We start from the raw sequence: 14227 nt of genomic DNA, 5'->3' as shown, positions 1-14227 counted from the left end.
AAAATCTCTTTCTCTACATAGGAGCGTTTTTATGAAAAAAACAGCAGTATTAAGTGCAGTCGCTTTAGCAATCGGTTTAGGTTCAGCAACTTCAGGTTTCGCAGCCGATAACCGCATTGGTGTTACCATTTATAAATATGATGACAACTTCATGTCATTAATGCGTAAAGAAATCGATAAAGAAGCGAAAGCGCTTGGCGGCATTGAGTTATTAATGAATGACTCTCAAAATGCACAATCTATTCAAAATGACCAAGTGGATGGTTTGCTTTCTAAAGGTGTAAAAGCCCTAGCCATTAACTTAGTAGACCCAGCTGCAGCGTCAACTGTTATCAAGAAAGCTAAACAAGATGACATTCCTGTTGTTTTCTTCAATAAAGACCCAGGTGCAAAAGCAATTGGTAGCTACGATCACGCTTACTATGTTGGTACAGACCCGAAAGAATCTGGTTTAATCCAAGGTGACTTAATTGCGAAACAATGGAAAGCAATGCCAGCCTTAGACTTAAACAAAGACGGTAAAATCCAATATGTATTATTAAAAGGTGAACCTGGCCACCCTGATGCTGAAGCACGTACTAAATATGTGATTGAGCAATTAAATGCGAAAGGTATTCCAACCGAGCAATTATTTATTGATACCGGTATGTGGGATGCAGCAATGGCTAAAGATAAAGTGGATGCATGGTTATCTAGCTCTAAAGCTAACGAAATTGAAATGATTATTTCAAACAATGACGGTATGGCATTAGGTGCATTAGAAGCAACCAAAGCACACGGTAAAAAATTACCAATCTTTGGTGTAGATGCATTACCAGAAGTACTTCAATTAATTAAGAAAGGCGAAATTGCTGGTACTGTGTTAAACGATGGCGTTAACCAAGGTAAAGCAGTTGTTCAACTTTCTGCAAACCTTGCTAACGGTAAAGCAGCAACAGAAGGTACACAATGGAAATTAGAAAACCGTGTGGTACGTATCCCTTATGTTGGTGTAGATAAAGATAACCTAAGTGAATTCTTAAAATAAGAAAATCTATTGCTTTTCTTTAATTTTAGGGGGAAAGGAAACCCAAATTCCCTTTCCCCCTTTTTGATGAGGTTGGATATGACAACTCAAACCCAAGACAGTGATGTACTACTGACAATGACGGATGTCAGTAAGTCTTTCCCCGGTGTAAAAGCCCTTGATCACGCCAATCTAACAGTTCGTTCTCACTCTGTTCACGCCTTGATGGGCGAAAACGGGGCGGGTAAATCTACATTATTAAAATGCCTCTTCGGAATTTATGCAAAAGACGAAGGTGAAATTTTATTCTTAGGCAAACCTGTTGATTTTAAAACATCAAAAGAAGCCCTTGAAAATGGGATTTCAATGGTTCACCAAGAACTTAACTTGGTGCGTCAAACCAGTGTAATGGATAACTTATGGTTGGGTCGCTACCCACTTAAAGGTCCTTTTGTGGATCACGCCAAAATGTATCGTGATACCAAAGCGATTTTCGATGAATTGGATATTGATGTTGATCCAAAAGAAAAAGTGGCCAAACTTTCCGTTTCACAAATGCAGATGATCGAAATTGCGAAAGCGTTCTCTTATAACGCTAAAATCGTAATTATGGATGAGCCAACATCCTCACTTTCAGAAAAAGAAGTGGAACATCTTTTCAAAATTATTCAAAAATTAAAAGATCGCGGTTGTGGCATTATCTATATTTCACACAAAATGGATGAAATCTTCAAAATTTGTGATGAAATCACCATTCTTCGTGATGGTAAATGGATCAATACCGTTCAAGTTAAAGGCACCACCATGGAAGAAATTGTTTCAATGATGGTAGGCCGTGAATTAACACAACGTTTCCCTGAAAGAACTAACGTACCAAAAGAAATCACACTTGAAGTGGAACATTTAACTGCGGTGAATCAACCTTCTATTCAAGATGTTTCCTTTAATTTACGCAAAGGTGAAATTTTAGGTATTGCAGGTCTTGTTGGTGCAAAACGAACCGATATTGTGGAAGCCATTTTTGGTGTACGCGAATTAAAAGAAGGGACGATCAAACTCAACGGAAAAATCGTGAAAAATCATACCGCACTTGAGGCGATTAACCACGGTTTTGCTTTGGTGACTGAGGAACGTCGTTCAACCGGGATTTATTCAAACCTAAGCATTGAATTTAACTCTTTGATTTCAAATATGAAATCTTACCTCACCCCATGGAAATTGCTTAGCAACAAAAAAATGGCAAGCGATACACAATGGGTGATTGATGCGATGAACGTGAAAACACCTTCTCACAAAACAACGATTGGATCGCTTTCTGGTGGTAACCAACAAAAAGTCATTATCGGCCGTTGGCTTTTAACCCAACCAGATATCTTAATGCTCGACGAACCAACTCGTGGTATTGATATTGGGGCAAAATTTGAAATTTATCAGCTCATTCAAGAACTCGCTAAAAAAGATAAAGGCATCATTATGATTTCATCAGAAATGCCGGAACTATTAGGCGTAACAGACCGAATTTTGGTCATGAGTAATGGTCGTGTTGCCGGCATCGTTGAAACGGCAAAAACGTCTCAAGAAGAAATTTTGCAACTTGCCGCAAAATATTTATAAATCATAAAGGAACAAATTATGAGTGCCTTACCAAAAAATAAATCATTCGATTTCTTAAAACAAAATGCGATTTATTTTGTGTTGTTGATTTTACTTGGCATCATCATCGCACAAGATCCAACATTCTTGAATGTTCGCAACTTTAGTAACATTTTAACTCAATCATCCGTCCGTCTCATTATCGCCCTTGGTGTTGCAGGCTTGCTAATCACTCAAGGTACCGACTTATCAGCCGGTCGCCAAGTAGGTTTAGCAGCTGTTATTTCTGCTACTCTCTTACAATCAATGGAAAACATGAACCGCGTGTTCCCAGATTTAGGTGAAATTCCTATTCCAGTAGTTATCCTGACTGTTTGTGCGGTAGGTGCTGTAATCGGCTTAGTGAACGGTTTAGTTATCGCTTATCTCAATGTAACCCCGTTCATTGCAACCATGGGTACCATGATCATCGTTTACGGTTTCAACTCACTTTATTATGATGGCGTAGGTGGCTCACCAATTGCAGGTTTCAGTGAATCTTTCTCTAACTTCGCACAAGGCTTCTTCAGACTTGGTTCGTTTAAATTATCCTACATCACTATTTATGCGGCGATTTGTGCATTCTTAGTTTGGGTAATGTGGAATAAAACACGCTTCGGTAAAAATATCTTTGCTATCGGTGGTAACCCTGAAGCCGCAAAAGTATCTGGCGTAAACGTAGCGCGTAACCTTGTTGTGATTTACATGATTGCTGGTATGTTCTATGCATTCGGTGGTATGTTAGAAGCAGGTCGTATCGGTAGTGCTACCAACAACCTCGGTTTCATGTATGAATTAGATGCGATTGCTGCCTGCGTAGTAGGTGGTGTATCTTTCGCCGGTGGTGTGGGTACTGTTATCGGCGTAATCACGGGTGTTATCATCTTCACCGTTATTAACTACGGTTTAACTTACATCGGTGTAAACCCTTACTGGCAATATATCATTAAAGGTAGCATTATCATCCTCGCGGTTGCTATCGACTCCTTAAAATATGCGAAGAAAAAATAATTAAAAACAACGATAAAAATAACCGCACTTTAGTAATAAAGTGCGGTTTTATTTTGAGGTAAATTCTCAAAACAAAAAGCGAGCCTCTCAGCTCGCTTTTTTAATCGAATCGATTACTCGTATTCATCTAACCATTTCAACAAAATCGCTTCCAGAATACTCTCGTTAGATTTCATTGGATCATCATCAAAACCGTCTAGTTCACAAATCCACTTATGCAAATCCGTGAAACGTATCGTTTTAGGATCTAAATCTGGATTACGATCATAAAGTTCTTCTGCAATAAGTTGGGCATCAGTCCATTTCATTAGTGAGCCGCCTCATTTGCATGGTTAATATTATATTTAGGGATTTCCACCACTAAATCTTCATCACCCACGACACATTGGCAAGAAAGGCGGCTATCCATTTCTAAGCCCCATGCTTTATCTAGCATATCTTCTTCTTGATCGCTGGCTTCATTTAATGAATCAAACCCTTCACGAATGACTACATGGCATGTTGTACAAGCACAAGAACCATCGCAAGCATGATGAATTTCAACGCCCGCATTATGTGCCACTTCTAATAAGTTGTCGCCTGCTGCTGCATCAACCACCATACCCTCTGGACAGAATTCTTCATTCGGTAAAAAAATCACTTTTGGCATATTACTTTCCTCAATATAAAAAACTCGTTAATTTATAACCGCACTTTATTGCTCAATATCTGATACAGATTTACCTGTAAGCGCTTGATTAATAGATTTATTCATTCGTCTTGCCGCAAATTCTTGAGTCGCAACATCAAGGGCTTTGATTCCTTGAACGATAGCATGACGATCTGCGCCTTCTTTTACATCCATTAGTTGTTTCAATGCATTTTCAATTTGGTGGAATTCGGCTTCGGTTAATAAGTCAGCCCCATCTTGTTGTAATGCTACAATCACGCTTTCAATCACACGATCAGCCTCAACGCGCTGCTCGGCTAATTCACGGGCTTGCATATCATCTTGTGCATTATCAAAAGAAGCTTTAATCATTGCCGTTACTTCTTCATCCGTTAAACCATAAGAAGGCTTAATTTGAATCGATGCTTGGACTTTTGTGGATTTTTCCATGGCGGTTACACTTAATAAGCCATCTGCATCCACTTGATAAGTCACTCGAATATGAGCCGCGCCTGCCACCATTGGCGGAATACCACGCAACGTAAAACGACCTAAAGAACGGCAATCATCCACTAATTCCCGTTCACCTTGTACTACATGTACCGTCATCGCAGTTTGACCATCTTTAAAGGTGGTAAATTCTTGCGCGCGAGCCACTGGAATCGTGGTGTTACGTGGAATGATTTTCTCCACTAAACCGCCCACGGTTTCAATACCTAAAGAAAGCGGCACCACATCAAGTAACAGCATATCACTGTCATTCTTGTTGCCCACTAAAATATCCGCTTGAATTGCCGCACCTAAGGCAACCACTTTATCTGGGTCGATAGAGGTTAATGGTGTTTTACCGAAAAATTCGCCCACTTGCTCACGTACGTAAGGCACGCGAGTTGAGCCTCCAACCATAACCACTTCCTGTACATCTTCAGCTTCAACATGCGCATCTTTCAATGCACGACGACAGGTTAATAACGAACGTTTTACTAATGAGTGGATTAATTCATTAAATTGCTCACGACTTAACTCACCTTCAAATCCGCGCCAAGAAATGACCGCACTTTGCTCACTCGTTAAAGCAATTTTAGTCTGAGTCGCTAAGCTTAAAAGCTCACGCTGCTCATTTACATTTTGTGGTTGAATACCTGCTTGCTCAACAATCCAATCGGCAATTAAATGGTCAAAATCATCACCACCTAAGGCAGTATCCCCACCCGTTGCTAAAACTTCAAATACACCTTTAGATAAGCGTAAAATTGAGATATCAAAGGTACCGCCACCTAAGTCATACACAGCAATGACGCCTTCTTTTCCGCTATCTAAGCCATAAGCGACCGCTGCTGCAGTAGGTTCATTTAATAAACGTAATACATTCAACCCTGCAAGACGTGCTGCATCTTTCGTACTTTGGCGTTGAGCATCATCAAAATAAGCAGGGACAGTAATCACCACGCCAGAAAGCTCACCTGCAAGGCGTTGTTCTGCAATATGATTTAAACGAGATAAAATATCCGAAGAGACTTCAATTGGGCTTTTTTTGCCTTGATGCGTGACCAATAATGGTAACCCATTTTCACTTGCCACAAACTCATAGGGCAAGTTTGTATAACGAGCTTGCACATCGGCAAGACTACGACCAATCAAACGTTTTACGGAAATAATGGTATTTTTAGGATCAACCGTTGCTTGTGCGAACGCTTCAGTACCAACAAGTTTTTCATTTTCACCATAATAAACGACTGAAGGGACAAGGCTTCTATCTTGTTCATCATTTAAAATGGTGGCTTGACCGCTACGTACAGCCGCAACTAAAGAGTTTGTTGTACCTAAATCAATCCCTACCGCAAGACGATGTTGATGTGGTGCTGCCGTTTGTCCCGGCTCTGCAATTTGGAGTAATGCCATATCTCTTTTTATCTCTAATAATTAATTCGTTAAGGGCTCGTTATGCTACTGAATAAGCTTGTGCAAATTTATCTTGTTCGGTGAAACTTGCGTTGTAATGGGTTTCAATGTTGACTTCGCGTCGTTCACGCTGTTTAATCTCAGTCGTCTTATCTTCTGAAAGCTCTGGTGTAAAAACAATCATGTGGTTACCATCGAGTTGTTTTACATCTTCTTGCCAATTTTGCCAAAACAGATTTTGGTAAAATGCTTCAATGTCACCATTTAATGCCCAAGCCAAGAAATCCGTATAGGTAAAATTTAAATCATGCCAAGTTAAGTCTTTTGGCGAAAAATAATAAATCTTACCAAGATTAGAACCTAAAGACCCACCATTTAAAGCAAAATAACCACCAATGACATCGTCTGCAACGAGCAAATATTTTGGTTTATCACCTGATTGATTAAAGGATTTGCTGAAATTCCAATCCATTAATCCACGTGGTAATTTAAAACTGCCTGAACCTAATATACGCAACCAACCATGATGGATTAAAATGCCACCAGTTTCATAAATAACCGCCCCCATAGGAGAAGAAGTGGGCATTTGCATGGTGAAAAGCTCACGTTCTGCACTAGATTGATCTTTTTTAATCACATCACAATGATTACGAGCATGCTCAATCCATTGGGAAATGGTTCCCCAAGCAGATTTTGAGGCATCAGTCAGTTGTTCTAAAGTTTGCATAATCGAGTTTCATTAGTATGAGGGCAATTACCCATTTATCAATAGCGAAAAGGGCGTATTAAACGCCCTCAAGATTATAATTCAAATAGACGTTCTTCTACTTGGCTAATTTCATCCGCCAATTTTTTTAGAAAACGTAATTTATCACAGAGCTGTGCAGCAGTTGACCATTGTTGCTCATTTAGTTGTTCTTCAAGTGCGGTCAACATTTCTTTTGTTTCTTTTTTAACGCGTTTCGCAAAGGATTCTAATGCATTTTCATCCTGGCTTTGCTCAATATTTTCGAGCTCTTCTCGCCATTCTAATTGCTGCATTAGGAATGCCATATCTTGTGTGCTCTTTTGCTCTAAATCCTGTGCTTTTCCCGTATTTAACGCAATAATTGCTTCTGCTCGTAGAATCGGGTCTTTCAAGGTTTTTAATGCATCATTAACTTCTGTCGACTTTTGCATTGCGATACATTGTTCTTGCGCATCTGCCGTAACAAAATTATCAGGGTGCAAGCTCTTTTGAAGCACTAAATAGCGTTCAGACAAAAGGGCTTGATCAACATTAAAAGCAACGGGCAAATCAAAAATAGCAAAAGGATTTGTCATTTCTATTCCTTAAACGTGGAAACTCTCACCACAACCACAAGATTCTTTCACGTTCGGGTTGTTATATTTAAAGCCTTCGTTCAAGCCTTCTTTAACGTAATCTAGCTCAATGCCATTTAAATAAACCAAGCTTTTTGGATCGACTATGACTTTCACGCCATGCTGCTCAAACACAAGATCGTCATCATTGAGCACATCCACGAATTCAAGCACATAGCCTAAACCCGAACAACCTGATGTTTTCACACCTAAGCGTAAACCAATGCCTTTTCCACGATTTTCAAGAAAAGTGCGAACTCGTTCTGCTGCTTTTTCAGTTAATGTTATAGACATGATCTATTCCTACATAGTTTTAAATATCATTATTGCTAAAGGTGCCGCCAATAGGTTGATAATGAGTGTTGAGAAAAATGCTGATTTTGCGGAGCGGATAAAAATTGCAGGCTTAAAGAGCACAATTAAACTTGACAATACAAAGCAAACCGCACCCCAAACAGAATATAGAAGCCAGATAAATTCGCCACCTAAACCGCCATCTTTTGCAAGTAAATAAGAAAATAATGCATGAAGAGCAAAAGCCAATAAAGCTGAAGCCGTTACAGCAGCACTACGTAATCTTGTATATAAAATAAACGATGCGATCATTGGGCCCCAAAACCAAGCTAGGTTACGAAAAAATAACTGAATCCGAAGTGAGGTTTTAATCTCATAGGAATTTGTAAACTCAAAATAGAGCAAAAGTGCAAGTGGTGTAAGCAAACATAATGCCACACTAGCAATGGCAATTTTTTTCTCTAATGTCATAGACATAAATTGTTCCTACATAGTCTAAAGTATCACAATTGATAAAGAAGCTGCGTTGATAATGAGTGTTGAGAAAAATGCTGATTTTGCTGAGCAAGTAAAAATTGCCGGCTTAAAGAGCACTATTAAAATTGACAATACAAAGCAAGCTACACACCAAACAGAATATGCAGGCCAGATAAATTCTGTACCTGAACCGCCATTTTTTACAGATAAATAAATAAGTAGCACATAGATAGCAAATGCAAGCAAAGCTGCAGCTGATACTGCTGCACTACGTAATCTCGTATATAAAATAAACGATGCAATCATTGATCCCCAAAACCAAGCTAGGATACCAAAAAATATCTGAATCCGAACTGAAGTTTCTTCTTCAACCACATAGGAATCTGCAAAGAGCAAATGAATGGAAAATGCAAGTGATGTAAGCAAACATAATGCCACACTAGCAATTGCAATTTTTTTCTCTAACGTCATGACAACTGCACCTTTCTAAGAGCTTAATTTCTCGACGCTCATATATTAAGTATAAAGTGCGGTCATTTTCGGCCGCACTTTTGATTACTTACCTTGTTTATTTTTGTAGTCTGCAATGGCGGCTTTAATTGCGTCTTCAGCTAAGATTGAGCAGTGAACTTTTACTGGTGGTAATTCAAGTTCTTCCGCAATTTGGCTGTTTTTGATTGCACCTGCTTCATCTAAAGATTTGCCTTTTACCCATTCAGTAATTAAAGAGCTAGAAGCAATCGCAGAACCACAACCATAAGTTTTAAATTTTGCATCTTCAATAATGCCGCTGTCATTTACTTTGATTTGTAACTGCATAACATCACCACAAGCTGGCGCGCCCACCATGCCGGTGCCCACAGAATTATCTTTTTTGTCCATTGAACCAACATTGCGTGGATTTTCGTAATGATCGATAACTTTTTCACTGTATGCCATATTCTTTTCCTTTCCTAAATAAGTTGCTATCAGGCGGTCAAGCCGCTTTGAAAATTAGTGGGCAGCCCACTCAATAGTGTTTAAATCAATGCCTTCTTTGAACATATCCCAAAGTGGGGATAATTCGCGAAGTTTCGCTACTGCACCATGCATTAAATTAATGGTGTAATCAATTTCTTCTTCAGTGGTCCAACGACCAAGAGTGAAACGAATTGAGCTATGTGCTAATTCATCATTACGACCTAATGCACGTAATACATAAGATGGCTCTAAACTTGCAGACGTACAAGCAGAACCAGAAGATACTGCGATATCACGTAATGCCATCATTAACGACTCACCTTCAACATAGTTAAAGCTGATATTCAAATTATTTGCGACACGATGCTCCATTGAACCATTTACATAGGTTTCTTCAATGTCTTTAAGACCATTGTATAAACGATCGCGCAATGCTCGGATACGAGGAATTTCAGTATCCATTTCTTCTTTTGCAATACGATATGCTTCACCCATACCAACGATTTGGTGTACAGGTAATGTACCTGAACGCATACCACGTTCGTGACCACCACCATGGATAATTGCTTCTAAACGAACACGCGGTTTACGGCATACATATAATGCACCAATCCCTTTTGGTCCGTACAATTTGTGGCTAGACATTGACATTAAATCAACCTGTAATTCCGCGAGATTGATTTCGACTTTACCGACACTTTGTGTTGCATCTACATGGAAAATGGTTTTGTTTGCACGGCAAAGCTCACCAATTGCTTTAATATCTTGAATCACGCCAATCTCATTATTCACATGCATAATTGACACAACAATTGTGTCTGGGCGCAATGCTGCTTTAAATTTCTCAAGATCGATTAAACCATCTTCTTCTGGATCTAAATAGGTGACTTCAAAGCCTTCACGCTCTAACTGACGACAAGTATCCAATACGGCTTTGTGTTCAGTTTTGCAAGTAATAATGTGCTTACCTTTTGTTTGATAAAAGTGCGCTGCACCTTTAATTGCAAGGTTATCTGCTTCTGTTGCGCCAGAAGTAAACACGATCTCACGTGAGTCTGCGCCAATCAAATCCGCAATTTGATTACGTGCAATATCAACAGCTTCTTCAGCTTGCCAGCCAAATTTATGTGAACGAGATGCTGGATTACCGAATACACCATCAATGGTTAAATATTCCATCATTTTTTTAGCCACACGTTCATCAACTGGACATGTTGCTGCATAATCTAAATAAATTGGTAATTTCATTTTCACTCCTAAATAACTACCAAAAATGCCATCATTTTGACCGCACTTTGATCTACTTTCCTATTATTGGTTAACAACAACCAAATCATCAAAATCTTTGTGAGCTTTATGTTTTCCTGATTTTTTCTCCACAAGCTCTGCTAAAGTGATCTGATCTAAAAAATCAGTAATGCGATCACTTAAATCTTGCCATAAAGAATGAGTTAAACATTCAACCCCACCTTGACAATTTCCCTTTCCAAGGCATCTTGTGACATTAATGTTCTCATTTACGGCAGAGATCACCATACCGATAGAAATTTGATCTGCTGGTAACGCTAAACGATAGCCACCACCCGGACCACGAACGCTTTTTACTAATCCACCACGACGCAATTTTGCAAATAATTGCTCAAGATAAGAAAGTGAAATATTTTGACGTTCTGAGATATCCGCTAAACAAACTGGATCTGTCCCTGCGTGTAATGCGATATCTAAAATTGCGGTAACCGCGTATCGTCCTTTAGATGTAAGTTTCATAAAGCATCCCTATTAATCGTCGTTTGGATAGTTTACATATCTGACTATGATAGTCAATTTTAGTCTTTTTGCAGATTAAGGCGTTTTTCGACCGCACTTAACATTCCACGCAAGATATTTAATTCATTTTTTTCGAGAGAAGAACGGTTATAAAGCCGTCTTAACTTTTGTATAACACCTTGATTTTGAATAAAACCAAGTGATTGATATACCTGTTCCGTATGCGCAAAAAAATACTCCATTTCTTGCGCTGTCGGATAGATATTTTCTATTGTAGAAAGTGTACTTTCCGTTCTTTCTTTAGCTAAAAATGCCATCCGCATTTCATAACTCACTAACTGTACGGCCATCGCTAGATTTAGCGAGGAATATTCAGGGTTAGCGGGAATATTTAAATGATAATGACATTTAAGTAATTCTTCATTTGTGAGCCCAACACGCTCACGACCGAACACAATCGCTACTTGGCCTTGATGAACACAGACTTTCTCGGCACATTCTCTAGGTTCAATCAATGTACTCTGTAAATGACGCAATCTCGCACTGGTACCAATTACCAAAGAGCAATCTTCTATTGCTTGCTCAAAAGTATCGACAATTTGGGCATTTCGAACGAGGTCATCTGCGCCAGCGGCTAATGCAATAGATTGTTCATCCACCGATTTTGGTGATACTAAATAGAGATTGGATAATCCCATCGTTTTCATCGCACGTGCAGCAGAACCGATGTTCCCACTGTGTGATGTTTCAACCAAAATAATACGAATATTTTGTAACATTTTTATGCCCGACTTAAAGTTGTGGATATTCTACCATAATAACCGCCAAATATAGTCAAGAATTTTGAAAATATTTTAATTTTTTGTAAATTTTTTAACAAACAGGAGAAATAAGATGTTGACTGGTGGGCTGTGAGAGACTCGAACTCTCGACCGACGGATTAAGAGTCCGCTGCTCTACCAACTGAGCTAACAACCCAACCGGTTAAAAATGATTTGATAAATGGATGGTGGGTCGTGAAGGATTCGAACCTTCGACCAACGGATTAAAAGTCCGCTGCTCTACCGACTGAGCTAACGACCCATCTGGGAATTCTTCGAAATAAAAGTGGTGGGTCGTGAAGGATTCGAACCTTCGACCAACGGATTAAAAGTCCGCTGCTCTACCGACTGAGCTAACGACCCACATCATTTCGTAACAGGTGCGTATAATACCGATTTTATTTTCTGACGCAAGAAAAATCTGAAGAAATTGTGCTAATTGCGTGAATACTCGTCAATTTTTAAGAAAATTTTAGATAAAGAAAAACGGAGAGCATATTGCTCTCCGTTTTATAAGAATCAAGATTCTCTAAAAATTAGTATGCTAACACTGCACGACGGTTTTTAGAGTATGCTGCTTCATCGTGACCTAACACTGCAGGTTTTTCTTCACCGTAAGAAACAGTTGATACTTTACCAGCGTCAACACCTTTACCAGCTAAGAAACCTTTAACTGCGTCAGCACGACGTTGACCTAAAGCGATGTTGTACTCTGGAGTACCACGTTCGTCAGTGTTACCTTCAACAACAACTTTAGAAGCTGGAGTTGCATTTAAGTATGCAGCGTGAGCATCTAAGATTTGAACGTATTCACCTTCGATGTTGAATTTGTCGAAACCGAAGTAAACGGTGTTGTAACGTTGTTGAAGATCTTCAACAGAGTAACCACCGAAAGTTTGGCCGTTGTTGTTAGCACCGTTGCCTGCTGCATCGTTGTTTGATGAGCTACATGCTGCTAATGCAGCTACTGAACCAGCAACTAATAATGATTTAACAAATTTGTTCATTAGATTTCTCCTCAATGAGTTCTTTTATTTAGTCAAATATGGCGACCAAGCAGGAAATTTCACTTGGCCATTACTTCCTGGAAGGCTCGCCTTAAAGCGACCATCTGCAGAAACTAATTGTAACACCTTTCCTAACCCTTGTGTAGAGCTGTAAATAATCATGATACCGTTAGGAGAAATGCTTGGGCTTTCACCTAAGAAAGATGTACTTAATACTTCAGAGCTACCAGTTGTGAGATCTTGTTTCACCACGTTGTTATTACCGTTGATCATCACAAGTGTTTTACCATCACTACTGATTTGCGCACTACCGCGACCACCTACTGGTGACGCGCCACCACCGCTTGCGCTCATACGATAAACTTGTGGTGAACCGCTTCTATCTGAAGTAAAGAGAATTGAGCTACCATCTGGAGACCATGATGGTTCTGTATTATTACCCGCACCGCTAGTTAATTGAGTAGGTTTTCCTCCATTTGAGCTCATTACATAGATGTTTAATAAACCATCTTGTGAAGAAGCAAACGCAAGTTTAGAACCGTCTGGAGAAAATGCTGGCGCACCATTATGTCCAGGGAAAGAAGCAACCACTTTACGAGAACCTGAACCTAAGTCTTGTACAACAAGTTGTGATTTTTTGTTCTCAAAAGATACGTAAGCTAAACGTTTACCGTCTGGAGACCATGCTGGAGACATAATTGGTTGTGAGCTACGATTTACGATGAATTGATTGTAACCATCATAATCTGCTACACGAACTTCATAAGGTTGTGAGCCACCATTTTTTTGCACCACATAAGCGATACGCGTTCTGAAAGCACCACGAATACCGGTTAATTTTTCAAATACTTCATCACTCACAGTATGTGCACCATAGCGTAACCATTTATTTGTCACTGTATAGCTATTTTGTGCAAGCACCGCACCAGGTGTACCTGATGCGCCCACAGTATCAACTAACTGATAAGAAATGTTATAACCACTACCAGTTGAAGTCACTTGACCTACCACAACAGCATCAATACCTAAAGCAGTCCAAGCCTCTGGTTTCACTTCTGCTGCGGTTGTTGGTTGTTGTGGCATTTGACTTACTGGAATTGGATTAAATTTACCACTATTACGTAAGTCATCCGCAACAATTTGACCAATATTTTCAGGTGCAGAACCTGCGAAAGGAACAACTGCGATAGGACGAGCCCCATCAACCCCTTCATCAATCACAATTCGAACTTCATCTTCTGCCATTGCTGTGCTTGCAAATGCAAACATCACCACAAATAGCCCCATAACACGTTTGATCAATTTCATTTAATCACCTTATTTTAACGTTGTTATTTTT

The 14227-nt window shown here is 39.4% G+C and carries 17 protein-coding genes and 3 tRNA genes; 3 read left to right on the top strand and 17 right to left on the bottom strand.

Going from position 1 to position 14227, the window contains the following annotated elements:
* Positions 1-31 precede the first annotated feature (31 nt).
* The 3 genes from mglB to mglC all read left to right on the top strand — a co-directional run bounded on the left by mglB (position 32) and on the right by mglC (position 3649).
* Positions 32-1027, top strand: a complete 996-nt coding sequence (gene mglB, locus INQ00_RS05345; RefSeq protein WP_049384358.1) for a galactose/glucose ABC transporter substrate-binding protein MglB — start codon at positions 32-34, stop codon at positions 1025-1027.
* 78 nt (positions 1028-1105) lie between these two features.
* Positions 1106-2620, top strand: a complete 1515-nt coding sequence (gene mglA, locus INQ00_RS05340) for a galactose/methyl galactoside ABC transporter ATP-binding protein MglA (RefSeq protein ID WP_070775710.1) — start codon at positions 1106-1108, stop codon at positions 2618-2620.
* An 18-nt stretch (positions 2621-2638) separates the two neighbouring features.
* Positions 2639-3649 carry a galactose/methyl galactoside ABC transporter permease MglC gene (gene mglC, locus INQ00_RS05335; RefSeq protein ID WP_049373959.1) on the top strand — a complete coding sequence of 337 codons (1011 nt, stop codon included), beginning with the start codon at positions 2639-2641 and terminating at the stop codon, positions 3647-3649.
* Positions 3650-3762: 113 nt separating this feature from the next.
* Here mglC and iscX read toward each other — a convergent pair whose 3' ends face one another.
* The 17 genes from iscX to tolB form a co-directional block, all read right to left on the bottom strand.
* A complete protein-coding gene (gene iscX / locus INQ00_RS05330; RefSeq protein ID WP_197546425.1) occupies positions 3763-3957 on the bottom strand; it encodes a Fe-S cluster assembly protein IscX in 195 nt (64 codons plus the stop codon).
* A complete protein-coding gene (gene fdx / locus INQ00_RS05325; RefSeq protein ID WP_005696659.1) occupies positions 3957-4298 on the bottom strand; it encodes an ISC system 2Fe-2S type ferredoxin in 342 nt (113 codons plus the stop codon). The genes iscX and fdx overlap by 1 nt, the downstream gene beginning before the upstream one ends.
* Before the next feature lie 45 nt (positions 4299-4343).
* Positions 4344-6200, bottom strand: a complete 1857-nt coding sequence (gene hscA, locus INQ00_RS05320; protein ID WP_197546424.1) for a Fe-S protein assembly chaperone HscA — start codon at positions 6198-6200, stop codon at positions 4344-4346.
* Positions 6201-6240: 40 nt separating this feature from the next.
* Complete coding sequence (locus INQ00_RS05315; protein WP_197546423.1) at positions 6241-6927, bottom strand: DUF2625 domain-containing protein; 687 nt, start codon at positions 6925-6927, stop codon at positions 6241-6243.
* A 74-nt stretch (positions 6928-7001) separates the two neighbouring features.
* On the bottom strand, positions 7002-7523 hold the full coding sequence (gene hscB, locus INQ00_RS05310) for a Fe-S protein assembly co-chaperone HscB (protein WP_197546422.1): 522 nt from the start codon (positions 7521-7523) through the stop codon (positions 7002-7004).
* 9 nt (positions 7524-7532) lie between these two features.
* Positions 7533-7856, bottom strand: a complete 324-nt coding sequence (gene iscA / locus INQ00_RS05305) for an iron-sulfur cluster assembly protein IscA (protein WP_054418253.1) — start codon at positions 7854-7856, stop codon at positions 7533-7535.
* 9 nt (positions 7857-7865) lie between these two features.
* Positions 7866-8333 carry a hypothetical protein gene (locus INQ00_RS05300; protein ID WP_197546421.1) on the bottom strand — a complete coding sequence of 156 codons (468 nt, stop codon included), beginning with the start codon at positions 8331-8333 and terminating at the stop codon, positions 7866-7868.
* Between the two features lie 18 nt (positions 8334-8351).
* The gene (locus INQ00_RS05295; RefSeq protein ID WP_197546420.1) at positions 8352-8804 is read right to left on the bottom strand and encodes a hypothetical protein; all 453 of its coding nucleotides are present in this window, start codon (positions 8802-8804) and stop codon (positions 8352-8354) included.
* An 84-nt stretch (positions 8805-8888) separates the two neighbouring features.
* Entirely contained in the window at positions 8889-9272 is a 384-nt protein-coding gene (iscU, locus tag INQ00_RS05290; protein WP_005696665.1) for a Fe-S cluster assembly scaffold IscU, read from the bottom strand.
* A 54-nt stretch (positions 9273-9326) separates the two neighbouring features.
* Positions 9327-10541, bottom strand: coding sequence for an IscS subfamily cysteine desulfurase (locus INQ00_RS05285; RefSeq protein ID WP_049381928.1), 1215 nt, complete (start codon positions 10539-10541; stop codon positions 9327-9329).
* Between the two features lie 63 nt (positions 10542-10604).
* On the bottom strand, positions 10605-11060 hold the full coding sequence (gene iscR, locus INQ00_RS05280; RefSeq protein WP_054418259.1) for a Fe-S cluster assembly transcriptional regulator IscR: 456 nt from the start codon (positions 11058-11060) through the stop codon (positions 10605-10607).
* A gap of 59 nt (positions 11061-11119) precedes the next feature.
* Positions 11120-11839, bottom strand: coding sequence for a tRNA (cytosine(32)/uridine(32)-2'-O)-methyltransferase TrmJ (trmJ, locus tag INQ00_RS05275; RefSeq protein ID WP_197546419.1), 720 nt, complete (start codon positions 11837-11839; stop codon positions 11120-11122).
* A 123-nt stretch (positions 11840-11962) separates the two neighbouring features.
* Positions 11963-12038, bottom strand: a tRNA-Lys gene (locus INQ00_RS05270).
* Between the two features lie 29 nt (positions 12039-12067).
* Positions 12068-12143, bottom strand: a tRNA-Lys gene (locus tag INQ00_RS05265).
* Positions 12144-12168: 25 nt separating this feature from the next.
* Positions 12169-12244 (bottom strand) — tRNA-Lys (locus INQ00_RS05260).
* Positions 12245-12417: 173 nt separating this feature from the next.
* The gene (pal, locus tag INQ00_RS05255; protein WP_014064916.1) at positions 12418-12888 is read right to left on the bottom strand and encodes a peptidoglycan-associated lipoprotein Pal; all 471 of its coding nucleotides are present in this window, start codon (positions 12886-12888) and stop codon (positions 12418-12420) included.
* Between the two features lie 24 nt (positions 12889-12912).
* The gene (tolB, locus tag INQ00_RS05250; protein ID WP_014064915.1) at positions 12913-14196 is read right to left on the bottom strand and encodes a Tol-Pal system beta propeller repeat protein TolB; all 1284 of its coding nucleotides are present in this window, start codon (positions 14194-14196) and stop codon (positions 12913-12915) included.
* Positions 14197-14227: the final 31 nt, after the last annotated feature.

The sequence above is a fragment of the Haemophilus parainfluenzae genome (assembly GCF_014931275.1).
Classification (GTDB): domain Bacteria; phylum Pseudomonadota; class Gammaproteobacteria; order Enterobacterales; family Pasteurellaceae; genus Haemophilus_D.
Note: the sequence above shows the minus strand (reverse complement) of the source record. Positions and strands in the feature narration are given on the sequence as shown.

Excerpts from the sequence above, each read along its gene's own strand:
- INQ00_RS05295 (WP_197546420.1), bottom strand. The coding sequence starts at position 8,804 with ATGACGTTAGAGAAAAAAATTGCAATTGCTAGTGTGGCATTATGTTTG.
- iscA (WP_054418253.1), bottom strand. The coding sequence starts at position 7,856 with ATGTCTATAACATTAACTGAAAAAGCAGCAGAACGAGTTCGCACTTTT.
- iscU (WP_005696665.1), bottom strand. The coding sequence starts at position 9,272 with ATGGCATACAGTGAAAAAGTTATCGATCATTACGAAAATCCACGCAAT.
- INQ00_RS05285 (WP_049381928.1), bottom strand. The coding sequence starts at position 10,541 with ATGAAATTACCAATTTATTTAGATTATGCAGCAACATGTCCAGTTGAT.
- mglC (WP_049373959.1), top strand. The coding sequence starts at position 2,639 with ATGAGTGCCTTACCAAAAAATAAATCATTCGATTTCTTAAAACAAAAT.
- fdx (WP_005696659.1), bottom strand. The coding sequence starts at position 4,298 with ATGCCAAAAGTGATTTTTTTACCGAATGAAGAATTCTGTCCAGAGGGT.
- trmJ (WP_197546419.1), bottom strand. The coding sequence starts at position 11,839 with ATGTTACAAAATATTCGTATTATTTTGGTTGAAACATCACACAGTGGG.
- mglB (WP_049384358.1), top strand. The coding sequence starts at position 32 with ATGAAAAAAACAGCAGTATTAAGTGCAGTCGCTTTAGCAATCGGTTTA.
- iscX (WP_197546425.1), bottom strand. The coding sequence starts at position 3,957 with ATGAAATGGACTGATGCCCAACTTATTGCAGAAGAACTTTATGATCGT.
- hscB (WP_197546422.1), bottom strand. The coding sequence starts at position 7,523 with ATGACAAATCCTTTTGCTATTTTTGATTTGCCCGTTGCTTTTAATGTT.
- tolB (WP_014064915.1), bottom strand. The coding sequence starts at position 14,196 with ATGAAATTGATCAAACGTGTTATGGGGCTATTTGTGGTGATGTTTGCA.
- pal (WP_014064916.1), bottom strand. The coding sequence starts at position 12,888 with ATGAACAAATTTGTTAAATCATTATTAGTTGCTGGTTCAGTAGCTGCA.
- mglA (WP_070775710.1), top strand. The coding sequence starts at position 1,106 with ATGACAACTCAAACCCAAGACAGTGATGTACTACTGACAATGACGGAT.
- INQ00_RS05300 (WP_197546421.1), bottom strand. The coding sequence starts at position 8,333 with ATGTCTATGACATTAGAGAAAAAAATTGCCATTGCTAGTGTGGCATTA.
- hscA (WP_197546424.1), bottom strand. The coding sequence starts at position 6,200 with ATGGCATTACTCCAAATTGCAGAGCCGGGACAAACGGCAGCACCACAT.
- INQ00_RS05315 (WP_197546423.1), bottom strand. The coding sequence starts at position 6,927 with ATGCAAACTTTAGAACAACTGACTGATGCCTCAAAATCTGCTTGGGGA.
- iscR (WP_054418259.1), bottom strand. The coding sequence starts at position 11,060 with ATGAAACTTACATCTAAAGGACGATACGCGGTTACCGCAATTTTAGAT.